Source organism: Pseudomonas sp. PvP100, assembly GCF_017833055.1.
In the GTDB taxonomy this organism is placed as follows: domain Bacteria; phylum Pseudomonadota; class Gammaproteobacteria; order Pseudomonadales; family Pseudomonadaceae; genus Aquipseudomonas; species Aquipseudomonas syringae.
On record NZ_JAFIBO010000001.1, the window covers coordinates 2,306,901 to 2,328,874 of the forward strand.

Sequence of the window (21,974 nt, forward strand, 5' to 3'; positions counted from 1 at the left end):
GTGGTGGATAGCCCGGACGGGCTACCCACCATTGACATCAGAGAGTCGCCTGAGCGCCCTCGAACCACGCCAGCTTTTCACGCAACTTGACCACCTCACCGATGATCACCAGCGTCGGCGCATGAACGTTATGCTCGGCGACCAGCTGCGGCAGGTTTGCCAAAGTACCCGTGAACACACGCTGATTGACGGTGGTGCCCTGCTCGACCAGTGCAGCAGGCGTGTCGGCAGAGCGACCGTGCCGGATCAACTGCTCACAGATAACCGGCAAACCGATCAGCCCCATGTAAAACACCAGTGTTTGCGCAGGCGCTACCAGATCTGACCAGGGCAGATCTGTCGTACCGTTTTTCAAGTGCCCGGTGATGAAGCGCACCGATTGCGCATGATCACGGTGCGTCAACGGTATACCCGCATATGCTGCGCAACCGCTGGCAGCGGTGATGCCGGGCACTACCTGGAACGGTATGCCATGCGCCGCCAGTTCTTCGATTTCCTCGCCGCCACGGCCGAAGATGAACGGATCACCGCCCTTCAGACGCACCACTCGCTTGCCCTGCTTTGCCAGTGCAACCAGTTGCTGGTTGATCTGTTCCTGCGGAACGGCATGCTCCGCACGGCGCTTGCCAACGTAGACACGCTCGGCATCACGACGGCACAGGTCAAGAATCGTTGGCGCGACCAGGCGGTCATACAGCACCACATCCGCTTGCTGCATCAGGCGCAAGGCCCGGAAAGTCAGCAAATCCGGATCACCTGGACCCGCACCGACCAGATAGACCTCACCGGTCTCAGAAGGCGGCTCGCCAGCAATCTTGGCGATCAGCATACGTTCGGCTTCAGCACCCTGCCCGGCCAGCTGGCGATCGGCAATGGCGCCCTGAAAAACATCTTCCCAGAACGCTCGGCGCTGCTGCACATTCGGAAACAGGCCTTTGACCTGATTGCGAAAGCGCGCAGCCAGTCCGGCGAGCTGCCCGTAGCTGGAGGGAATCCAGGTTTCCAGCTTGGCGCGAATCAAACGCGCCAGCACCGGCGCATCGCCGCCACTGGACACGGCAATCACCAAGGGCGAGCGGTCGACGATGGCCGGAAAGATCACCGTACACAGCGCCGGGGCGTCAACCACGTTGACCGGAACGCAACGCAAGCGGGCATCGCGTGACACCTGAGCGTTGAGCGGCTCATCATCCGTCGCAGCAATGATCAGCACGCAACCATCAAGGTCGCATTCGCTGTAGCCGCGCAGGATCATTTCACCGCCGCTCTGGACAACCAGCTCGCTCAGTTGTGCCTCGATTTCCGGCGCAACCACGCGCAGCACTGCACCGGCGTCGGCAATCAGGCGTGATTTGCGCAGGGCAATTTCACCGCCACCAACCACCAGCACACGGCTGCCACGCAGGTTATGGAACAGCGGCAGAAATTCCATTTAACCGATGACCTCAAGGCCGCCCATGTACGGCTTGAGCACCTCAGGCACACGAATCGAACCGTCCGCCTGCTGATAGTTCTCCAACACTGCCACCAGTGTGCGGCCTACCGCCAGGCCCGACCCGTTGAGGGTGTGGACCAGCTCCGGCTTGCCGGTTTCAGGGTTACGCCAGCGCGCCTGCATGCGCCGCGCCTGGAAATCACCGCAGTTGGAGCAGGAAGAGATTTCGCGATATTTGTCCTGGCTCGGAATCCAGACTTCCAGGTCGTAAGTCTTCACCGCACTGAAACCCATATCGCCGGTGCACAGCGCGAGCGTGCGATAAGGCAGCTCAAGCAATTGCAGGACGCGTTCGGCGTTGCCGGTCAGCGACTCGAGCGCGGCCATGGAGTCATCAGGCGCAACGATCTGGACCATCTCGACCTTGTCGAACTGGTGCTGGCGAATCATGCCGCGAGTGTCACGCCCGGACGCGCCCGCTTCACTGCGGAAGCAAGGGGTATGGGCGACAAACTTGAGAGGCAGCTGTTTGGCATCGAGAATTTCTCCCGACACGATATTGGTCAGCGACACTTCGGCAGTCGGGATCAGGTACAGATCGGCCTCGCCTTCGCGGGAGATCTTGAACAGGTCTTCCTCGAACTTGGGTAACTGACCTGTGCCCTGCAACGCTGGAGCCTGCACCAGATACGGCGTGTAAGTCTCTTCGTAGCCGTGCTCGTTGATGTGCAGATTGATCATGAACTGTGCCAGGGCACGGTGCAGACGCGCGATCGGACCACGCAGCAGCGCAAAGCGCGCGCCGGACAGCTTGGCGGCAGTCTCGAAATCCAGCCAGCCGAACTTCTCGCCCAGCGCAACGTGATCCTTGACCTCGAAATCGAATGACGTCGGCGTACCCCAGCGACGCACTTCGACGTTGCCTTCTTCGTCGGCACCGACCGGCACGGACTCGTGAGGCAGGTTCGGAATACTCAGCACCAGCGCATCCAGTTCGGCCTGAATGCCGTCCAGCTCGACCTTGCCTTCGCTCAGCTCGTTGCCCATGCGCTCGACATCAGCCATCAACGGCGCAATATCTTCGCCGCGCTGCTTGGCCTGACCAATGGATTTGGAACGTGCATTGCGCTCGGCCTGCAGCTGTTCGGTGCGGGTCTGCACTACCTTGCGCTGGGCTTCCAGCGATTCAATGCGCGCCACATCCAGCGTGAAACCACGGGAAGCCAGGCGATCCGCTACGTCCTGAAGTTGAGTACGTAACAGTTTGGAATCGAGCATATCGTTCTCTCGTCTATCAAAGTCTGGTCAGGGACAGGCCAGCCCAGGTTGCGAGCAGCCCGCCGAATACACTGATACCGGCATAGCCTAGGGCCAGCGGTACCTGCCCGCTTTCCAGCAGGCGCAGCGTATCCAGTGAAAAGGATGAAAAGGTCGTCAGACCGCCTACAAAGCCGACAAGCAAGCCGGCACGAATTTCGATGGGCACTTCCGGACGCAGCAGGAACAGTCCGTACAGTACACCGATGATCAGGCACCCGACGATGTTGACCGCCAGCGTCGCCGCATAAAAATAACGAGGCCAGTTGGCGCTGACCCAGGTGCCTGTCGCAAAGCGCAATAATGTACCAGCGATCCCGGCAATCGACACCGCAAGAATAGTCTGAATCATCACTTTCTCCGCTTGCGAGGGCTGGCATCGTCCAATGCGTTCAGATGCCTGAGCTTTTCACCGATCTTGAGCTCCAGACCGCGAGGCACAGGCTGGTAATACTGCCGTGGCTCCAGCTCGTCCGGAAAGTAGTCTTCGCCAGCTGCATAAGCATCGGGCTCATCATGGGCATAGCGATATTCTTCGCCATAACCTAGCTGCTTCATCAGCTTGGTAGGCGCATTGCGCAAGTGCAGCGGAACCTCCAGCGAACCGTGCTCACCTGCTTCGCGCATAGCCGCCTTGAACGCCATGTAGACCGCGTTGCTTTTTGGCGCACAGGCGAGATAGACAATAGCCTGCGCGACCGCCAGCTCTCCCTCGGGACTGCCAAGGCGCTCCTGCACATCCCAAGCGGACATACACAACGGCAGCGCACGAGGATCGGCATTGCCGATATCTTCACTGGCCATGCGCACCACGCGGCGCGCCAGATATAGCGGATCACAACCGCCGTCGATCATCCGCGCAAACCAGTACAGGGCCGCGTCGGGATTGGAACCGCGAATCGACTTGTGCAGTGCCGATATCTGGTCGTAAAACGCCTCGCCGCCCTTGTCGAAGCGGCGTCGACTGTCACCCAACAGGCTCTGCAGCAGCCCGACATCGATTTCGCTGCCGTCTTCGGCCAGATCCGAGGCGTTCTCCAGCAAGTTGAGCATGCGCCGACCGTCGCCATCGGCGGCGGACATCAGCATCGCAAAACCCTCATCGCTCAAGGCCAGTTGCCGCTTGCCCAGCCCGCGTTCTTCGGTCAGGGCACGGTTGACCAGCTTGCGTAACGCCGCCTCGTCCAGGCTTTTGAGCACGTAGACGCGCGCCCGGGACAACAAGGCGTTGTTGAGTTCGAACGAGGGGTTTTCGGTGGTCGCGCCGATAAAGATCAGCGTGCCGTCCTCGACATAAGGCAGGAAGGCATCCTGCTGTGACTTGTTGAAGCGGTGCACTTCGTCGACGAACAGGATGGTGCGCTTGCCGTACTGTCCGGCCTGCTGCCGGGCGACTTCGACGGCCTGACGGATTTCCTTGACCCCGGCGAGCACCGCCGAAACCGTCTCGAAGTGCGCGTCCGACACTTTGGCCAGCAGCTTCGCCAGGGTGGTCTTGCCCACCCCGGGCGGGCCCCAGAAAATCATCGAGTGCAGTGCGCCTTGCTCCAGCGCCTCACGCAGAGGCTTGCCGTGGGCAAGCACGTGTTCCTGGCCGACATACTCATCCAGGTTGGTAGCACGCAAACGTGCAGCCAGAGGCTGAGCTATCGGTTCGCGGCTGAACAAGTCCATGGTCAGAAATCGGCCCTTTTACTCTTGAATGACATCAGCACCCTTGGGAATCTGGAACTGAAACTTGCTGGCTGCGATCGACTCGTTGGCCTTGACCCCGGTGAACAGGATATTGGTGCGCTGACCTACGCTGTCGATCAACTGCATGTCGTTGATGATGCCGTTGCGGAACGACAGACGCAGGCTGTCGAACAGCGTGTCCTTGGTCTTGGGCTTGAGCACGAAATCGATCACGCCACCCGCCTCTTTCGCGGTGATGTCGAAGCTTTCGCTGATCTTCGATACATCACCGGACAGCAGCAAGGCTGGAGTCTGAGTCAGGCGCTGATCGAGCTTCTTGATCGTGACCTGCTCCAGATCAGGGTCCCACAGCGAGACTTTCTTGCCGTCCGAGACCATCAACTGCTCCTGTGGCGCATCGGTATGCCAGTTGAACAAGCCGGGGCGCTGCAGGGCCATTTCGCCGGTGGTTTCCTGCAACTGGGTACCGCCACCGTCCAGCGTCAGTTGCGAGAAGCGGGCGGTCAGGGTCTGGGATTTCTCCAGCAACTGGGTCAGGCGCGCCACGTCCTTGCTGTCGGCATGGGCGGGGATCATGGAGAAGGTCAGTGCAGTGGCCAACAGCATGCGGATAAGGCGCATGGGATTCCTCTTTGAAGTCGATGATGATGCGACAGCGTGGCGTGCACGCCGTCGCCGCAATACGGGGTGATAAAAATCAGTCGCGCACCGGCCCGGGGGCCAGGACTTCGCGCGAACCGTTGGTATTCATGGAGGTCACGACCCCTGCCATTTCCATCGCTTCGATCATGCGCGCTGCGCGGTTATAGCCGATCTTCAACTTGCGCTGTACGGCAGAAATCGAAGCGCGACGGCTTTCCAGCACGAACTTGACGGCCTCATCGTAAAGCGCGTCGCTTTCGCTGTCTTCACTGCCTTCGCCGCCACCGCCATCAAAGCCGCTGCCGGGCTCTTCGACACCGGCGAGAATATCGTCGTTGTAGTCCGGGGAACCTCGCAGCTTCCAGGCTTCTACCACACGATGCACTTCTTCGTCGGAAACGAACGCGCCATGCACACGAATCGGCAGGCTGGTGCCTGGCGGCATGTACAGCATGTCGCCGTGACCCAACAGTTGTTCGGCGCCACCCTGGTCGATGATGGTCCGCGAATCGATCTTGCTCGATACCTGGAATGCCATACGCGTCGGAATGTTGGCCTTGATCAGACCGGTGATCACATCCACCGACGGACGCTGGGTCGCGAGAATCAGGTGGATGCCCGCAGCACGCGCTTTCTGGGCGATACGTGCAATCAGCTCTTCGACCTTCTTGCCTACGATCATCATCATGTCGGCGAACTCGTCCACCACCACCACGATGGTCGGCAGCTTGCTCAGCAGCGGCGCTTCGTCATGAATGCTTTCGCGCTTGTACAGCGGATCGGCAAGCGGCTCGCCCGCGTCCTGGGCATCCTTGACCTTCTGGTTGAAGCCGGACAGGTTACGTACACCCATCTTCGCCATCAGCTTGTAGCGACGCTCCATCTCGGCAACGCTCCAGCGCAGGGCGTTGGCGGCGTCCTTCATGTCGGTGACCACCGGACACAACAGGTGCGGAATACCTTCGTAGATGGACAGTTCGAGCATCTTCGGGTCGATCATGATCAGCTTGGCGTCTTCCGGGCCGGACTTGAACAGGATCGACAGGATCATGGCGTTCACACCCACCGATTTACCGGAACCGGTCGTACCGGCTACCAGCAGGTGGGGCATCTTGGCCAGATCGGTAATCACCGGCTTGCCGCCGATGTCGTGGCCCAGGGCCAAGGTGACAGGCGACTTGGCGTTATCGTATTCGGGAGTCGACAACACCTCGGAGAAGCGCACAATCTGGCGATCTTCGTTGGGGATCTCGATACCGACGGTGGTCTTGCCCGGAATCACCTCGACTACACGAACGCTGGTCACGGCGAGCGAGCGCGCAAGGTCCTTGGCGAGGTTGGAAATGCGGCTGACCTTGACGCCGGCGGCTGGCTGGATCTCGTAGCGGGTAATGACCGGACCGGGGTGGATGGAGTCTACCGAGACCTCCACACCGAATTCCTTGAGCTTGATTTCCAGCAAATGACCGACGGCCGCCAGAGACTCTGGGGAATAGTTGAGCTGCTTCTTCTCTGCCGGGTCGAGGATGGAAATCGGCGGAAGCGTACCTTCCACTGCACTGTCCACGAACAGCGGCGCCTGCTTTTCCTTCATGACGCGCTTGCTGGGCTCTACAGGCTTCGAAGGCGCTGGCGCGATGACCGCTGGCACGTGCTTTTCGCGCTCGGTCATGTGTTTGCTCAACGACGCTTCACGCTCAACCAGGCGCTCTCTGGCCTTGGCCTGCTCGCGACGATCAGGAGCCACAGGCGCCACCACATCGTTGACGCGCATGTCCACCTCACGCAACTGCGCAACCATCTGCTTGCGCTCGGCGCGGGCAGTCCACCAGCGGTTCGCAGCGCCCTGAAACAGTTCGAACAGGTCGAGGGTGATCTTGCCGGTGACATCCATCACCTTGAACCAGGACAGGTCGGTAAACACCGTCAGGCCAAACAGAAACAGGGCGATGAACAGCAAGGTGCTGCCCTGAATATTCAGCGCTTTCTTGGCCAGATCGCCGAGCACTTCGCCCAGCACACCGCCTGCCGAGCCTGGGAAGCCGGCCGAGAAATGGAAATGGATATGCGCCAGCGCAGCGCCCGCCAGGATCAGGAACACCAGACCGATCAGGCGCCAGGAAAACAGCCAGCCGCTCCATTGCCATGGCTCATGGCGATGGCGAAAGACCTGCCAGGCCTTGATCGCCAGCAACAGCGGGAAGATGTAGGCGAAATAGCCCAGAATCATGAACAGAATATCGGCACAGAACGCACCTGCACGCCCTGCGGCATTCTGCACCTGTGCCGCATTGCTGCTGGTGTGGCTCCAGCCGGGATCGCTCTGATCGTAGGTCAGCAAGGCCATCATCAGATACAGGCACAGTGCGCCAAAGGCGATCAGGGCCCCTTCCTTGAGCCGGTAGTGCAATTGCTGTCGCCAAAGCGGGACAGCGCTGGGTACTGGGGTGGATTTCTTCAAAACGCTTTATTTCCTGCGCAATAGCGCGAACATCTCGTTGATTGACCAGAAACGGCTGTCGGACGGCACTGACTGCTCCCGCATGGACAGGGAGCGCAGACAGCGGGAAAGCCTGTCGACAGACGCTTGAATGATAACGCCCAAAACAGGCATTGTACGGTTTTACAGCCACTTGAGTCTGTACGAAAACACACCAGATCCACTTCAGGCGGTTCTGCAAGACGGAACACGCTTTCACCTTCACTGACGATGTTCAATTTGAGCATGCATTGCGTTTTGTGACAAAGGCTTATGGCGTGTTTCTGTCAACGGTCTGCAACTTGAGCGGCCACGCCACCGTTGCGAGGCTCACGCCCTACCGCATGCACAAGGTACGCGCCATAATGACAACCGCTTGTGACCACGCCTGTCGCACAGAGTTGCACACACAGACAGGTGCGCCCTCCCCTTCCGCAAAGTTGTGATGCCATGCTGACCTGGTTGACCCGCAACAGCCTCGATTTTCCCCCACTGGAAAAAGCCCTCCGTGAACCCAACGGTCTACTTGCCGCAGGCGGAGACTTGTCGGCCGATCGCCTGATCAGCGCTTATCGACATGGCTGCTTTCCCTGGTTTCAGGACGGTCAGCCGATTCTCTGGTGGTCTCCCGATCCGCGCACCGTGCTGTTTCCTGAAGAACTCCATGTCTCGCGAAGCCTCGGCAAGGTTCTGCGCCAGTCGCGCTATCGGGTGACCTTCGATCAGGATTTTGCCAGCGTGATCAAGGCCTGCGCTGCGCCTCGCAGCTACGCCAACGAAACCTGGATAACCGGCTCGATGCAGGCGGCCTACGTTGAGTTGCACCGCCGTGGCCACGCGCACAGCGTCGAGGTCTGGGATCAGGATGAACTGGTCGGCGGACTGTACGGCCTGGCAATGGGCCAGCTGTTTTTCGGCGAGTCGATGTTCAGCCGGGCAGACAACGCCTCGAAAGTCGGCTTTGCCACGCTGGTAGAGCATTTGACTGACTGGGGATTTGTGTTGATCGATTGCCAGATGCCCACTCAACATTTGCACAGCTTCGGCGCGCGCGCCATTCCTCGGCAGACTTTCGCCGATTACCTGTCCCGCCATCTGGACCAGCCGACCGACGCCGACTGGTCAGCTAGGCGAGTTTGACAGGCTGGCATACACTCATGGGTAAGGATTCACCATTAGGCGACGACCATGACAGAGCTGGCGAGGCTGAAGTTTTATGCCACTCAACCGCACACGTGCAGTTACCTGCCCGAAGAGCAGGCGACGACCCTGTTTCTGGACCCCAGCCAGCCGATGGATGTACAGGTCTATGCCGACCTGTCGGACATGGGTTTTCGCCGCAGCGGTGATCACCTCTATCGCCCGCACTGCCAGAACTGCAGCGCCTGTGTACCCGCACGCATTCCGGTGAGCCTCTTCGTCCCCGACCGCCAGCAAAAACGCATTCTGAAACGCAATGCCGACATTCAGGTGCAAAGCGCCAAACCAGTGTTCACTCAGGAATATTTCGATCTTTATCGGCGTTATATTGAACAACGGCACGCTGACGGCGACATGTTCCCGCCAAGTCGCGAGCAATTTTCGACCTTTCTGGTCCGCGACCTGCCCTTTTCGCGCTTTTACGAATTTCGTGTCGATCAACGCCTGTTGGCAGTCGCCGTCACCGACCTGCTGCCCAACGGGCTTTCAGCGGTCTATACGTTCTACGAACCCGATGAAGAACGCCGCAGTCTGGGCCGTTACGCGATTTTGTGGCAGATCGCCGAAGCTGCCAGGCTGCAACTGCAGGCGGTGTACCTCGGCTACTGGATCAAGAACTGCAAAAAGATGAATTACAAGACCCAATATCGCCCCATCGAGCTGCTCACCAATCAAAGATGGGTCACTCTGTATTGAACCCCTTGGCTTAAACTGGTTTTTTCGGGCACAATGCACGCCGCTTTTGCCTGGCGCCACTTGCACCGGGCCACTCATTTGTATACCGAGGGCTTTACTGCATGTCGAAAGAAGACAGCTTCGAAATGGAAGGCACTGTCGTCGACACCCTGCCCAACACCATGTTTCGCGTGGAGTTGGAAAACGGGCACGTCGTAACCGCGCATATCTCCGGCAAGATGCGCAAGAATTACATCCGTATTCTGACCGGTGACAAAGTGCGTGTAGAGCTGACGCCCTACGACCTGAGCAAAGGGCGCATCACCTACCGCGCTCGCTAAACAGGCATTAACGAAAACGCCCGGCATAAGCCGGGCGTTTTTGTATGCCTGTTTTTCTACAATCGATGCCCTCAACCTGCCCCGCATCATCATGATGCGGGGCGAGGCGTAGGCTATCAGGCCATTTCTGCCGTGGTTTCGAAATCGAAGGTGATCTCGCCATCCTTGATATCGATGTGCACCACGCCGCCATGTTCTGACAGTTCGCCGAACAGGATCTCTTCGGCGAGAGGCCGTTTGATCTTGTCCTGAATCAGGCGAGCCATCGGTCTGGCCCCCATTGCCGCATCGTAACCACCCTGCGCCAGCCAGCTTCTCGCCGCCTCGGACACTTCGAGCAGTACGCGCTTGTCTTCCAGTTGGGCCTGAAGCTCGGTGAGGAACTTGTCGACCACGCTCTTGATGACTTCGTGGCTGAGGCGACCAAACTGAATGATGGTATCCAGACGGTTGCGGAACTCCGGCGTGAAGCTCTTCTTGATCACTTCCATCGCGTCAGACGAGTGGTCCTGATGAGTGAAACCGATCGAAGCGCGCGCAGCAGACTCGGCCCCGGCGTTGGTGGTCATGATCACGATCACATTGCGGAAATCCGCCTTGCGCCCGTTGTTGTCGGTCAGCGTACCGTGATCCATCACCTGCAGAAGCAGATTGAAGACTTCCGGGTGAGCCTTTTCGATTTCATCGAGCAACAGCACGCAATGCGGCTGGCGGGTAATGGCCTCGGTCAGCAGACCGCCCTGGTCGAAACCGACGTAGCCCGGAGGCGCACCGATCAGACGGGAAACGGTATGCCGTTCCATGTACTCGGACATGTCGAAACGGATCAACTCGACGCCCAAAGCCTTGGCCAACTGACGAGCCGCCTCGGTCTTGCCGACGCCCGTAGGACCGGCGAACAGGAACGAACCGACCGGTTTGTCAGGCGACTTCAGACCGGCACGAGACAGCTTGATCGCCGTCGACAACGAGTCAATGGCCGCATCCTGCCCGAACACCGTGAGCTTGAGATCGCGCTCCAGGTTACGCAGCAGTTCCTTGTCGGAGCTATTGACGTGTTTTGGCGGAATACGCGCGATCTTGGCAACGATGTCTTCAACCTCGGGCACATCGATACGTTTAGCGCGCTTTTCGACCGGCTGCAGACGCTGGTAGGCACCCGCTTCATCAATCACGTCAATGGCCTTGTCAGGCATATGACGGTCGTTGATGTAGCGCGATGCAAGCTCTGCGGCAGCGCGCAGGGCTTCGTCGCTGTATTCGATGCTGTGATGCTGCTCGAAACGGCTTTTCAGGCCACGCAGGATACCAATGGTGTCCTCGACCGAAGGCTCGGACACATCGACTTTCTGGAAACGACGCGCCAAGGCACGATCCTTCTCGAAAATCCCGCGAAACTCCTGGAAGGTGGTCGAACCGATGCAACGGATCTCGCCGGAAGACAGCAACGGCTTGAGCAGATTGGAAGCATCCATTACCCCGCCGGAAGCTGCGCCAGCACCGATGATCGTGTGGATTTCGTCAATGAACAGGATCGCCTGAGGACGCTTGCGCAGTTCGTTGAGCAACGCCTTGAAGCGCTTCTCGAAATCGCCGCGGTATTTCGTCCCGGCCAGCAACGCACCCAGGTCGAGCGAGTAGACGACGCTATTGGCAAGCAGGTCAGGCACCTGATTGTCGACGATGCGCTTGGCCAGACCTTCAGCGATGGCCGTTTTACCGACACCCGCTTCACCGACCAGCAAAGGGTTGTTCTTGCGACGACGAGCCAGAATCTGTGCCACCCGCTCGACTTCGCTTTCGCGGCCGACCAGTGGATCGATGCGCCCCTGACGGGCCAACTCGTTCAGATTGCTGGCATAGGCATCCAGAGGATTGCCTGAGGAAGATGCTTCACCGCCCTCGTCGTCCTGCATATCCTGTTCACCTTCAGAAGAGTGTTCGCCGTGCCCTGGCACCTTGGAGATACCGTGGGCGATGTAGTTGACGACATCGATCCGGGCCACGCTCTGCTGTTTGAGCAGAAATACGGCCTGGCTTTCCTGCTCACTGAAAATCGCGACCAGCACATTGGCGCCGGTCACTTCGCGCTTGCCTGAGCTCTGCACGTGGAAGACTGCCCGTTGCAGCACGCGCTGGAACCCGAGCGTCGGTTGTGTCTCGCGGTCCTCGTCATGAACGGGGATCAGCGGAGTGGTGGAGTCGATGAACTCCTGCAGATCATGCTTGAGTTTATCGAGGTTTGCGCCGCAGGCACGCAGGACAGTGGCTGCAGCCTCATTATCCAATAGAGCCAGCAGGAGATGCTCGACCGTCATGAACTCATGACGCTTCGAACGTGCCTCCTTGAAGGCAAGATTGAGGGTGACTTCGAGCTCACGGTTTAACATAGCTTCACCTCATACCCAAGTGGTCGGCGTTTAACCGTCCTTCTCGATCTCACAGAGTAGCGGATGCTGGCTCTCCCTGGCGTATTGATTGACCTGCATTGCCTTGGTCTCGGCGATGTCACGGGTAAACAATCCGCAGACTGCCCGTCCCTCTGTATGGACGGCCAGCATGACTTTGGTGGCCAGCTCACGATTCAGGTTAAAAAACACCTCGAGTACTTCTACGACGAAATCCATCGGGGTGTAGTCATCGTTGAATAAAACCACCTTGTACATCGGTGGCGCCTGCAGGGCCGGCTTGGCGTCCTGCACCGCAATGCCCGCCGAGTCGTCCTCGTGCGACTGCGGATCATCCTGATTGAATGTTAGTCGAATCTTGCTGAATGCATGCATGGAAAGAAATGTTCGTTTGAGGGCGGATTGAGCAATTTAGTCGCAGTCTGGGCGGTTTTTAAATGGGCTGCCACATGACCTTGACTATCAGCTAAACGGTGTTACAAACAATAGAGCCCACATTGGGTAAAAAGGGTCCGCGCAGTCAACCAAAATTTTTTGGGTGAGCAGCGGATTGAAGTGGATGATACTCCTGACGGAGTCCTTTGCAGAGGGAGATGGTAATGATTGAAGGAAAAGTCAAGTGGTTCAACAATGCAAAAGGGTTTGGGTTCATAAACGCTGAAGGCAATGACGAGGATCTGTTCGCTCATTTCTCGGCCATCGAAATGGACGGTTACAAAACTCTAAAGGCTGGCCAGAAAGTCAGATTTGAAGTCGCCCAAGGTCCAAAAGGGCTTCATGCGGTAAAAATCAAAGGCTTGGAAGATAAAAAGCTGGATCCGGCAAAAGAAACACATCCGCTGCACCAGCAGGACCACGCTCACGCGGACGCCTGATACTCATGTTGAAAAAGTGATTAGATCTATAGCGGCAGCCATCAGAGCCAGCCGAATCAATAGAAACATGCAATGAGCTTTGCCGGACACGTAGAAAGACAGGGACATTGGTCTGTTTATATCCGTCACGCTCCACAGGGTGTCGAATTAGCGGTTATTGCACCGCGGATACCCAGACTCCAATCCAGAACGTTCCGTTCGTCTACCCCAAGCCGTCCTGAACAACGAAAATCCGCCCTCACCATCTGCCCCCCCCATCAAGGCGTGCCAGGCCCCACATGCCAACCATTCCAGACAGCTGCCTGGAGGACTGCGCGTTCGACCAACGGCGGATATTCATTTTTCGATAGCTCGCATAGCATTAATGCTTGGTGCCAATGGTTTGATATACTCGCGCCGTGACCGCAGAGTCATCAAGGCCGACCCGTCCGAATTCTGACCCTCGGCCTTCCTTATGCGTCGGGCTGCTACCTGACCCGACAGCTTGACGCTCGACTGATGCACCCAACATCACCGCGAATAAACCTCGACCTGGCTCATGGCCGAACCGTGGGCAAGCGCGCTTAGAATGCGCGTATCGAGATTTTGTGCATGCTCAGCAAAAGAGAGTTAATACGAATGTCCAACCGCTCGAAGATCATCTACACCTTCACCGACGAAGCTCCGGCCCTCGCCACCTACTCCCTGCTGCCTATTATCGAAGCGTTCACGGCAACCTCCGATATCGACGTGGAAACACGCGACATTTCTCTGGCGGGCCGTGTTCTTTCCAGCTTCCCGGAATTGCTTGCCGACAAAAAAGTGCCGGATCATCTCGCCGAGCTGGGCAAACTGGCCACTACGCCAGAGGCCAACATCATCAAGCTGCCTAACATCAGCGCCTCGGTCCCGCAATTGAAGGCGACCATCAAGGAGCTTCAGAATCAGGGCTACAACATTCCTGACTACCCTGAAAACCCTGCCACTGACGCGGAAAAAGAAACCCGCGCACGCTACGACAAGACCAAGGGCAGCGCCGTGAACCCTGTTCTGCGCGAAGGCAACTCCGATCGCCGCGCCCCGCTGTCGGTCAAGAACTACGCGCGCAAGCACCCGCACAAGATGGGCGCCTGGTCAGCTGACTCCAAGGCTCACGTTGCACACATGAGCAACGGCGACTTCTACGGCAGCGAAAAAGCTGCCGAGATCGCAGCCGATAACACCGTCAAGATCGAACTCGTCGCCCAGGACGGCACCACCACCGTCCTGAAGGAAAAAACCTCCGTCAAGGCGGGCGAAGTCGTCGACTGCTCGGTCATGAGCGCCAAGGCCCTGCGCAGTTTCATTGCTGCCGAAATCGAAGACGCTCGCAAGCAGGGCGTTCTGTTTTCGGTGCACTTGAAAGCCACCATGATGAAGATCTCCGATCCGATCATGTTCGGCCAGATCGTCGACGAGTTCTACAAGGACGCGCTGACCAAGCACGCCGATACGCTCAAGCAGATCGGCTTCAGCCTGAACAACGGCATCGGCGACCTGTACGAACGCATCACTGCCCTGCCCGCTGACAAGCAGGCAGAAATCAAGGCTGACATCGAAGCGGTCTACGCCGTTCGTCCACAGCTGGCGATGGTCAATTCCGACAAGGGCATCACCAACCTGCACGTGCCGAGCGACGTCATCGTCGACGCCTCGATGCCGGCAATGATTCGTGACTCCGGCAAGATGTGGGGCACAGACGGTCAGTTGCACGATGCCAAGGCGGTCATTCCGGATCGCTGCTACGCCACCATCTATCAGGCAGTCATCGAAGACTGCAAGAAAAATGGCGCATTCCACCCGACCACCATGGGCAGCGTACCGAACGTCGGTTTGATGGCTCAGAAGGCCGAAGAGTATGGCTCCCACGACAAGACGTTCCACATTCAGATCAACGGCGTGGTTCGCGTAACCGACAGCCAGGGCAACCTGCTGATGGAACAGAACGTCGAAGCCGGCGATATCTGGCGCATGTGCCAGGCCAAGGACGCACCGATCCAGGATTGGGTGAAACTGGCCGTCAACCGTGCCCGCGCCAGCAACACCCCGGCTATCTTCTGGCTGGACTCGTCCCGCGCCCACGACAGCGTGATGATCGAGAAAGTGCGCAAGTACCTGGGCGACCATGACACGTCGGGCCTGGATATCCAGATCCTGTCACCTGTCGACGCGATGAAGCTGACCCTGGAACGCACGCGCGCAGGCAAGGACACCATTTCGGTGACCGGCAACGTTCTGCGCGACTACCTGACTGACCTGTTCCCGATCATGGAACTGGGCACCAGCGCGAAGATGCTGTCGATCGTTCCGCTGATGAACGGCGGCGGTCTGTTCGAAACCGGCGCGGGTGGTTCGGCTCCGAAGCACGTGCAGCAGTTCGTCGAGGAAAACTTCCTGCGCTGGGATTCGCTGGGCGAATTCCTCGCGCTGGCAGCGTCCCTCGAGCATCTGGGCCATGCCTACAACAATCCGAAAGCGTTGGTTCTGTCCAAGACCCTCGACCAGGCCACTGGCGAGTTCCTGGACCGCAACAAGTCGCCTTCGCGCAAGGTAGGCGGTATCGACAACCGCGGCAGCCACTTCTACCTGACCCTGTTCTGGGCTCAGGCACTGGCTGCTCAGAACGACGATGCAGACCTCAAGGCGCAGTTCGCACCTCTGGCCAAGACCCTGACCGACAACGAAGAAAAAATCGTTGCCGAGCTGAACGCCGTTCAGGGCAAGCCGGTGGATATTGGCGGCTACTACTTCCCTAACCCGGAAGTCACCAGCAAGGCCATGCGCCCGAGCGCCACGCTCAACGCGGCCATCGCCGCGCTGTAAGAGGCAATCCGAGGCGGTGCATAAAAAATGCACCGCCTCACGAAAAAATCCCCGGCCTGTTGTCGGGGATTTTTTTTATCCATGAAAAATTTCAGCTACCTGAGTAAGCGCGGGCGCCAGGGAGATGCTCGCTCAAGCACACCATTTATCCCTTCAGCTTTTCAGTGTGCGCGAAAGAAAGTCGCGAATGTATTCGGCGACCTCAGGCGCGTGTGTTTCCAATGCAAAGTGCCCTGCATCCAGCAGATGCACTTCAGCAGCCGGGACGTCCTTGCGATAAGCATGCGCGCCAGGCGGTATGAACGCAGGATCGTGCTTGCCCCAGACCGCCAGCAAGGGAGGCTGATATTTGCGCAGGTATTCCTGAAACGAGGGGTAAGCCGCTACGTTACTGCGGTAGTCAAGAATCAGGTCAAGCTGGATCTCCTCTGCGCCCGGCCGCGCCATATACATAATGTCGAGGTTGTAGCCATCGGGAGAAAGCTTTTCAGGATCGGCTCCCGTACCGTATTGCCAGTCCCGGATGACTTGCGGTGACAACGAGGCGCGACAGGCTTCGCGATTGGCTGCCGAAGGCTCGCGCCAATAGGCTTGCCACGGACCCCATTGATCGCTGAATCCTTCCAGGTAGGCGTTGCCGTTCTGACTGATGATTGCAGTAACCTTCTCCGGGTTCGCCGCTGCGAGCCGCAAACCTGTCGGTGCGCCATAGTCGAATAGGTATAACGCGTATTTCTTCAGGCCCAGTGCCTCGGTGAAGCGCTCGATCACCTTGTAAAGGTCTTCGAATGTGTAATCGAACTGCCCGCGCGGTGGAGCCTTGGTATTACCGAATCCAGGCAGGTCGGGAGCGATCAGGCGGTACTGACTCGCCAGCAAGGGCATCAGGTCGCGAAACATGTGGCTGGAACTCGGAAAACCATGAAGCAACAGAAGCACCGGGGCGTCCTTGGCTCCGACTTCGCGATAGAACACATTGACGTCTCCTACCTGCTGAGTGTGAAACGCCACGCGGAAGGCATCATCAATGTTCATTGCATTTTCCCTGGATAGAGGTTTATTGCTTGCAGAAGCGGCGCTCACCAACGACGCCCCGAGAGCAGAAGCAGCGCCTAACGCTGACGCTTGTAAAACCTTGCGCCGACTGACACCGGATGCGGCATTTTCAGCGTCGGCTGAACCGAAATTTTTCATAGAAGAGTCTGACCAGGCTGAATGAATGAGTCGCCCATCCTAATCATTGCGCATAGACTGCAGAATCACCGCAAAAATCAATTCACCATTTCAGATTGTGAAATGCTGGTAGGATTTCGCATCTCTCGTGGCAAGCAGGCAGCCTATGGACCGTATTCAGGAAATGACGCTTTTTGCCGCACTTGCCGAGCAAACCAGTTTTGCCGGGGTGGCCCGCCACTTTGGCCTGTCGACCGCTACGGTAACCCGGGCTGTCGCGAGCCTGGAGAGCCGCCTGGGCATCCTTCTGGTGGTGCGCACCACTCGCAATATGCGGCTCACCGAGGCGGGCCAGCGCTTCGCCGCTGATTGCCGTCGATTGCTTGCCGACCTTGATGAGGCTGAAAGCGCGGCAGGCGGCTTGCATGCGTTGCCAGGCGGCCTGCTGACGGTCACCGCACCTCAGATGTTCGGCGCGCTGCATGTCGTGCCCGTAATGACGAGCTTTCTCGAGCGGTTTCCGGCCGTGGACATCCGTGCCATTCTGGTCGACAGGGTAGTGTCCATGCTCGATGAGGGCGTCGACGTGGCGGTCAGGATCGGCACCCTGCCCGATTCGTCTCTTACCGCAATCCCGACAGGTAGCGTGCGGCGCATGGTTTGCGCCTCCCCTGCCTACCTCGAAAAGCATGGAGCCCCGCAGCATCCCGACGATTTGCGACAGCATTCCACAGTTTCAACCACCACCGCCGAACGCTCGCCTCACTGGCTTTTCCGGATCGATGACAAGCATTATTCAGTAGACGTCGCCTCAAGACTCAGTCTGACGTCTTATCAGGCGGCGATCAGCGCAGCGTTACAGGGCTGGGGACTGACCCAGGTGCCGTACTATCAGATACGCGAGCACCTGCAGGAAGGCAGGCTCAAGTGTGTTCTGGAGACGTTCGAAATAATCCCGGAACCGGTTCACGTTGTTTACCTGGAGGGCCGTCGTCGCTCATCCAAAGTGCGAGCCTTTGTGGACTTCTGCGTCAGCGCCCTGAGGCATGACCTGCAGTTCGAGCAACAATAAGCTGTTACGGCTGACTCAATCCCCAGCAAAGAGACCATTATCATGACCTGGCAAGCCCACGTTACCGTCGCCACCATCGTCGAAGATCAAGGCCGCTTTCTGTTCGTCGAAGAAATCAAAGGCGGACGCGCCGTACTCAACCAACCCGCCGGGCACCTCGACCCGAACGAGAGCCTGCAACGCGCTGCAGTGCGTGAAACCCTGGAAGAAACCGGCTGGGACGTCGAATTGACTAGCGTGGTGGGCATCTACCTGTACACCGCACCGAGCAATGGCGTGACCTACCAGCGAATCTGCTTTGCCGCCAAGGCCCTGCGCCACCATCCGGAATATCAACTCGATGAAGGCATCGTCGGCGCAGTCTGGCTGACTCGCGATGAACTGGTAGCCCAGCAGGAGCGCTGGCGCAGCGAGCTGGTATTGCGCTGCCTGGACGACTACCTCGATGGTGAACATTTCAGTCTCGACCTGCTGCGCGACAAGGCGTGAGACTCGACGCCCTCAGCCTGATAGAATCGCGTCCTTTTACAGGTCAGCCGTTGAATCCCCATGCGTGATCCAGCCCCCTCGAACTCAGAAATGAAGCGCGTCATAGTCGGCATGTCCGGCGGCGTGGACTCTTCCGTTTCCGCCGTACTGCTCATGGAGCAGGGTTATCAGGTGGAAGGCTTGTTCATGAAGAACTGGGAAGAAGACGACGGAACGGAATACTGCACCGCCCGCGAAGACCTGGCAGATGCCCAGGCCGTGTGCGACAAGATCGGCATCAAGCTGCACACGGCCAACTTCGCGGCCGAGTACTGGGACAACGTCTTCGAGCACTTCCTTGAAGAGTACAAGGCCGGGCGCACGCCGAACCCGGACATCCTGTGTAACCGCGAAATCAAGTTCAAGGCGTTTCTCGACTACGCACTGATGCTCGGCGCCGACCTTATTGCTACAGGCCATTACGTACGCCGCCGTGATATCGATGGACGTACCGAGCTGCTCAAGGGCCTGGACCCGAACAAAGATCAGAGCTACTTCCTGCACGCCGTTGGCGGCGAGCAGATTGCCCGCACCCTGTTCCCGGTTGGCGAGCTAGAAAAACCGGAAGTGCGCGCCATTGCCGAAAAGCACGGCCTGGCCACTGCCAAGAAGAAGGATTCCACCGGAATCTGCTTCATTGGCGAACGCCGCTTCACTGATTTTCTGCGCCAGTACCTGCCCGCCCAGCCCGGCGAAATCAAGACCACCGAAGGTGAAGTCATCGGTCGTCACAGCGGCCTGATGTACCACACCATCGGCCAGCGTCAGGGTCTGGGCATCGGCGGTCTCAAGGATGCCAGCGATGATCCGTGGTACGTGCTGGTCAAGGACCTGGACAACAACGAACTGATTGTCGGTCAGGGTAACGATCACCCCTGGCTGTTTTCCCGTGCGCTGGTTTCTTCGGAAATCTATTGGGTCAACCCGATCGATCTGAGCAGCCCGCGCAGGCTCACCGCGAAGGTCCGTTATCGTCAGGGCGACCAGCCATGCACACTGGAAAAAACCGCAGACGGTTATCGCGCCACATTCGATGACCCGCAACGCGCCGTCACTCCCGGCCAGTCTGTGGTGTTCTACGACGGCGAAATCTGTCTGGGCGGCGGCGTGATCGAAATTGCCGAACCCTGGACCAGCAAGGACAAGCGTTGATGAGCCCGACTCAGGAACAACTGATCGCTCTGGGCGGTGTATTCCAGGCCGCCGTGCTCGTCGACCGGATCGCCAAGACCGGTCAGATCAGCGAAGCGGCCCTGGGCTGCATGCTCGGCAGCCTGCTGGTGGTCGATCCCAAGGATACGCTGGACGTCTACGGCGGCGACGATCTCAACCTGCACGAAGGCTATCGCGCCATGGCCAGCGCCCTGGAGCGCGACCCGGCAACCTTGCAACGCGAGCCGTTGCGCTACGCCCTGTCGATGCTCGGCCTCGAGCGTCAGCTGGCCAAGCGCGATGACCTGCTTGAAGTGATCGGCAAACGCATTCCGGTGATTCAGTCACAGGTCGAGCATTTTGGCATCGCCCACGAGAACGTGATTGCCGCGACCGGCGCGCTGTATCAGGACACCCTGAGCACCTTGCGCCAGCGCATTCAGGTGCAAGGCGACATGCGTAATCTGCAGCAGCCGAATAATGCCTCGAAGATTCGCGGCATTCTGCTGGCCGGTATTCGCTCTGCCCGCCTGTGGCGGCAAGTTGGCGGTCATCGCTGGCAACTGGTGTTCAGCCGCCGCAAGTTGTTGAAAGAACTTTATCCATTGCTGCACGGCTGACCCGCCGCGCGCCAATGACCTTCACCACCCCTGGCACGACGCTGTCTACGCTGGTCGGCGGACTCCGGTCCGACTGACTTTTCATGTATGATATGCGCCCTTTTCGTCGCCCGACTGTCCGAGAGCATCCCATGCAGCTTTCTTCGCTCACTGCGGTTTCCCCTGTTGATGGCCGCTACGCCGGCAAAACCCAGGCCTTGCGCCCTATTTTCAGCGAATACGGCCTGATCCGTTTCCGCGTGATGGTTGAAGTTCGCTGGCTCCAGCGTCTTGCGGCTCACCCGCAGATCACCGAGGTCCCGGCCTTCTCCGCGCAAGCCAACGCCATCCTGGATACCCTGGCCGAAGACTTCTCCGTGGAGCATGCCGAGCGAGTCAAGGAAATCGAGCGCACCACCAATCATGACGTGAAGGCTGTGGAGTATCTGCTCAAGGAGCAGGCTGCCAAATTGCCAGAGCTGGAAAAGGTCAGCGAGTTCATCCACTTCGCCTGCACCAGCGAAGACATCAACAACCTGTCTCACGCATTGATGCTGCGCGAGGGCCGCGACACTGTCGTGCTGCCGCTGATGCGTCAGATCGCCGACGCTATCCGCGAGCTGGCGATTCGCTTCGCAGACGTGCCGATGCTGTCCCGCACCCATGGCCAGCCCGCCTCCCCGACCACATTGGGCAAGGAACTGGCCAACGTCGTCTACCGCCTCGAGCGTCAGATCAGCCAGATCGCGGCAGTCCCGTTGCTCGGCAAGATCAACGGCGCAGTCGGCAACTACAATGCCCACCTCTCTGCCTACGCAGACATCGACTGGGAAGCCAACGCGCGCGCCTTCATCGAAGACGAGCTGGGCCTGGGCTTCAACCCCTACACCACGCAGATCGAACCGCACGACTACATTGCCGAGCTGTTCGATGCTATTGCGCGCTTCAACACCATCCTGATCGACTTCGACCGCGACATCTGGGGCTACATCTCGCTGGGCTATTTCAAGCAGCGCACCATCGCTGGCGAAATCGGCTCCTCGACCATGCCGCACAAGGTCAACCCGATTGACTTCGAAAACTCCGAAGGCAATCTGGGCATCGCCAACGCACTGTTCCAGCACCTGGCGAGCAAGTTGCCTGTGTCTCGCTGGCAGCGTGACCTGACCGACTCCACCGTGCTGCGCAATCTGGGCGTCGGCTTTGCCCACAGCGTCATTGCCTACGAAGCCAGCCTCAAGGGCATCAGCAAGCTGGAACTGAACGAACAGCGCATTGCCGCCGATCTGGACGCATGCTGGGAAGTTCTGGCAGAGCCGATTCAGACTGTCATGCGTCGTTACAACATCGAAAACCCATACGAAAAACTGAAAGAACTGACACGCGGCAAGGGCATCGGTCCTGAAGCGTTGCAGACTTTCATCGACGGCCTGGACATGCCTGCCGAAGCCAAGGCCGAGCTCAAGAAGCTCACGCCGGCCAATTACATCGGTAACGCAGCCGCTCAGGCCAAGCGCATCTGACACGCAAAAAAATTGCACA

Annotated in this window: 20 protein-coding genes; 11 read left to right on the forward strand and 9 right to left on the reverse strand. The window is 58.6% G+C overall.

The window, feature by feature from the left end:
* Positions 1 to 37: 37 nt before the first annotated feature.
* The 6 genes from cysG to ftsK form a co-directional block, all read right to left on the reverse strand.
* Complete coding sequence (gene cysG / locus JOE39_RS09635; protein ID WP_010425516.1) at positions 38 to 1,432, reverse strand: siroheme synthase CysG; 1,395 nt, start codon at positions 1,430 to 1,432, stop codon at positions 38 to 40.
* Positions 1,433 to 2,713 carry a serine--tRNA ligase gene (serS, locus tag JOE39_RS09640; RefSeq protein ID WP_003317946.1) on the reverse strand — a complete coding sequence of 427 codons (1,281 nt, stop codon included), beginning with the start codon at positions 2,711 to 2,713 and terminating at the stop codon, positions 1,433 to 1,435. It lies immediately after the preceding gene.
* A 16-nt stretch (positions 2,714 to 2,729) separates the two neighbouring features.
* A complete protein-coding gene (crcB, locus tag JOE39_RS09645) occupies positions 2,730 to 3,104 on the reverse strand; it encodes a fluoride efflux transporter CrcB (protein WP_003317947.1) in 375 nt (124 codons plus the stop codon).
* Complete coding sequence (locus tag JOE39_RS09650) at positions 3,104 to 4,426, reverse strand: replication-associated recombination protein A (protein ID WP_003411647.1); 1,323 nt, start codon at positions 4,424 to 4,426, stop codon at positions 3,104 to 3,106. Before JOE39_RS09650 ends, crcB begins: the two co-directional genes overlap by 1 nt.
* Before the next feature lie 18 nt (positions 4,427 to 4,444).
* Complete coding sequence (gene lolA / locus JOE39_RS09655; RefSeq protein WP_003371767.1) at positions 4,445 to 5,068, reverse strand: outer membrane lipoprotein chaperone LolA; 624 nt, start codon at positions 5,066 to 5,068, stop codon at positions 4,445 to 4,447.
* Positions 5,069 to 5,144: 76 nt separating this feature from the next.
* Positions 5,145 to 7,550, reverse strand: a complete 2,406-nt coding sequence (gene ftsK, locus JOE39_RS09660) for a DNA translocase FtsK (protein ID WP_210077427.1) — start codon at positions 7,548 to 7,550, stop codon at positions 5,145 to 5,147.
* Between the two features lie 468 nt (positions 7,551 to 8,018).
* Here ftsK and aat point away from each other — a divergent pair, with 468 nt between their 5' ends.
* From aat to infA, 3 genes are all read left to right on the forward strand, one after another.
* Entirely contained in the window at positions 8,019 to 8,708 is a 690-nt protein-coding gene (gene aat, locus JOE39_RS09665; protein ID WP_010425525.1) for a leucyl/phenylalanyl-tRNA--protein transferase, read from the forward strand.
* Between the two features lie 48 nt (positions 8,709 to 8,756).
* Positions 8,757 to 9,464: an arginyltransferase gene (locus JOE39_RS09670; RefSeq protein ID WP_003317953.1), complete on the forward strand. Its 708-nt coding sequence runs from the start codon at positions 8,757 to 8,759 to the stop codon at positions 9,462 to 9,464.
* A 101-nt stretch (positions 9,465 to 9,565) separates the two neighbouring features.
* On the forward strand, positions 9,566 to 9,784 hold the full coding sequence (gene infA / locus JOE39_RS09675; RefSeq protein ID WP_002553999.1) for a translation initiation factor IF-1: 219 nt from the start codon (positions 9,566 to 9,568) through the stop codon (positions 9,782 to 9,784).
* Between the two features lie 116 nt (positions 9,785 to 9,900).
* Here the strand turns inward: infA and clpA are convergent, their stop codons facing one another.
* Positions 9,901 to 12,174, reverse strand: coding sequence for an ATP-dependent Clp protease ATP-binding subunit ClpA (gene clpA / locus JOE39_RS09680; protein WP_003317954.1), 2,274 nt, complete (start codon positions 12,172 to 12,174; stop codon positions 9,901 to 9,903).
* A 30-nt stretch (positions 12,175 to 12,204) separates the two neighbouring features.
* Complete coding sequence (clpS, locus tag JOE39_RS09685; protein ID WP_003317955.1) at positions 12,205 to 12,567, reverse strand: ATP-dependent Clp protease adapter ClpS; 363 nt, start codon at positions 12,565 to 12,567, stop codon at positions 12,205 to 12,207.
* A gap of 224 nt (positions 12,568 to 12,791) precedes the next feature.
* Between clpS and cspD the strand changes: the two genes are divergently transcribed.
* Positions 12,792 to 13,067, forward strand: a complete 276-nt coding sequence (cspD, locus tag JOE39_RS09690) for a cold shock domain-containing protein CspD (RefSeq protein ID WP_003317956.1) — start codon at positions 12,792 to 12,794, stop codon at positions 13,065 to 13,067.
* Positions 13,068 to 13,685: 618 nt separating this feature from the next.
* Positions 13,686 to 15,908 carry an NADP-dependent isocitrate dehydrogenase gene (locus JOE39_RS09695; protein WP_210077425.1) on the forward strand — a complete coding sequence of 741 codons (2,223 nt, stop codon included), beginning with the start codon at positions 13,686 to 13,688 and terminating at the stop codon, positions 15,906 to 15,908.
* A gap of 153 nt (positions 15,909 to 16,061) precedes the next feature.
* Here JOE39_RS09695 and JOE39_RS09700 read toward each other — a convergent pair whose 3' ends face one another.
* Positions 16,062 to 16,943, reverse strand: a complete 882-nt coding sequence (locus tag JOE39_RS09700) for an alpha/beta hydrolase (protein ID WP_210077423.1) — start codon at positions 16,941 to 16,943, stop codon at positions 16,062 to 16,064.
* Between JOE39_RS09700 and JOE39_RS09705 the strand changes: the two genes are divergently transcribed.
* The 6 genes from JOE39_RS09705 to purB all read left to right on the forward strand — a co-directional run bounded on the left by JOE39_RS09705 (position 16,936) and on the right by purB (position 21,955).
* Positions 16,936 to 17,127: a hypothetical protein gene (locus JOE39_RS09705; protein WP_210077422.1), complete on the forward strand. Its 192-nt coding sequence runs from the start codon at positions 16,936 to 16,938 to the stop codon at positions 17,125 to 17,127. The genes JOE39_RS09700 and JOE39_RS09705 overlap by 8 nt on opposite strands.
* A gap of 120 nt (positions 17,128 to 17,247) precedes the next feature.
* Positions 17,248 to 18,153, forward strand: a complete 906-nt coding sequence (locus tag JOE39_RS09710; protein ID WP_198700435.1) for a LysR family transcriptional regulator — start codon at positions 17,248 to 17,250, stop codon at positions 18,151 to 18,153.
* Between the two features lie 42 nt (positions 18,154 to 18,195).
* A complete protein-coding gene (locus tag JOE39_RS09715) occupies positions 18,196 to 18,642 on the forward strand; it encodes an NUDIX hydrolase (RefSeq protein WP_003317959.1) in 447 nt (148 codons plus the stop codon).
* Positions 18,643 to 18,702: 60 nt separating this feature from the next.
* Positions 18,703 to 19,833: a tRNA 2-thiouridine(34) synthase MnmA gene (mnmA, locus tag JOE39_RS09720; protein ID WP_024649772.1), complete on the forward strand. Its 1,131-nt coding sequence runs from the start codon at positions 18,703 to 18,705 to the stop codon at positions 19,831 to 19,833.
* Positions 19,833 to 20,453: a high frequency lysogenization protein HflD gene (hflD, locus tag JOE39_RS09725; RefSeq protein WP_003395695.1), complete on the forward strand. Its 621-nt coding sequence runs from the start codon at positions 19,833 to 19,835 to the stop codon at positions 20,451 to 20,453. The genes mnmA and hflD overlap by 1 nt, the downstream gene beginning before the upstream one ends.
* 131 nt (positions 20,454 to 20,584) lie before the next feature.
* Complete coding sequence (gene purB, locus JOE39_RS09730) at positions 20,585 to 21,955, forward strand: adenylosuccinate lyase (RefSeq protein ID WP_003395694.1); 1,371 nt, start codon at positions 20,585 to 20,587, stop codon at positions 21,953 to 21,955.
* The last annotated feature ends 19 nt before the right edge of the window (positions 21,956 to 21,974 follow it).

What these genes read in the sequence shown, in the direction of transcription:
- JOE39_RS09650 (WP_003411647.1), bottom strand. Translation starts at nt 4,426, where the DNA reads ATGGACTTGTTCAGCCGCGAACCGATAGCTCAGCCTCTGGCTGCACGT.
- JOE39_RS09710 (WP_198700435.1), top strand. Translation starts at nt 17,248, where the DNA reads ATGGACCGTATTCAGGAAATGACGCTTTTTGCCGCACTTGCCGAGCAA.
- aat (WP_010425525.1), top strand. Translation starts at nt 8,019, where the DNA reads ATGCTGACCTGGTTGACCCGCAACAGCCTCGATTTTCCCCCACTGGAA.
- cspD (WP_003317956.1), top strand. Translation starts at nt 12,792, where the DNA reads ATGATTGAAGGAAAAGTCAAGTGGTTCAACAATGCAAAAGGGTTTGGG.
- infA (WP_002553999.1), top strand. Translation starts at nt 9,566, where the DNA reads ATGTCGAAAGAAGACAGCTTCGAAATGGAAGGCACTGTCGTCGACACC.
- JOE39_RS09700 (WP_210077423.1), bottom strand. Translation starts at nt 16,943, where the DNA reads ATGAACATTGATGATGCCTTCCGCGTGGCGTTTCACACTCAGCAGGTA.
- JOE39_RS09670 (WP_003317953.1), top strand. Translation starts at nt 8,757, where the DNA reads ATGACAGAGCTGGCGAGGCTGAAGTTTTATGCCACTCAACCGCACACG.
- JOE39_RS09705 (WP_210077422.1), top strand. Translation starts at nt 16,936, where the DNA reads ATGTTCATTGCATTTTCCCTGGATAGAGGTTTATTGCTTGCAGAAGCG.
- cysG (WP_010425516.1), bottom strand. Translation starts at nt 1,432, where the DNA reads ATGGAATTTCTGCCGCTGTTCCATAACCTGCGTGGCAGCCGTGTGCTG.
- mnmA (WP_024649772.1), top strand. Translation starts at nt 18,703, where the DNA reads ATGCGTGATCCAGCCCCCTCGAACTCAGAAATGAAGCGCGTCATAGTC.
- clpA (WP_003317954.1), bottom strand. Translation starts at nt 12,174, where the DNA reads ATGTTAAACCGTGAGCTCGAAGTCACCCTCAATCTTGCCTTCAAGGAG.
- JOE39_RS09715 (WP_003317959.1), top strand. Translation starts at nt 18,196, where the DNA reads ATGACCTGGCAAGCCCACGTTACCGTCGCCACCATCGTCGAAGATCAA.
- serS (WP_003317946.1), bottom strand. Translation starts at nt 2,713, where the DNA reads ATGCTCGATTCCAAACTGTTACGTACTCAACTTCAGGACGTAGCGGAT.
- purB (WP_003395694.1), top strand. Translation starts at nt 20,585, where the DNA reads ATGCAGCTTTCTTCGCTCACTGCGGTTTCCCCTGTTGATGGCCGCTAC.
- JOE39_RS09695 (WP_210077425.1), top strand. Translation starts at nt 13,686, where the DNA reads ATGTCCAACCGCTCGAAGATCATCTACACCTTCACCGACGAAGCTCCG.
- crcB (WP_003317947.1), bottom strand. Translation starts at nt 3,104, where the DNA reads ATGATTCAGACTATTCTTGCGGTGTCGATTGCCGGGATCGCTGGTACA.
- clpS (WP_003317955.1), bottom strand. Translation starts at nt 12,567, where the DNA reads ATGCATGCATTCAGCAAGATTCGACTAACATTCAATCAGGATGATCCG.
- lolA (WP_003371767.1), bottom strand. Translation starts at nt 5,068, where the DNA reads ATGCGCCTTATCCGCATGCTGTTGGCCACTGCACTGACCTTCTCCATG.
- hflD (WP_003395695.1), top strand. Translation starts at nt 19,833, where the DNA reads ATGAGCCCGACTCAGGAACAACTGATCGCTCTGGGCGGTGTATTCCAG.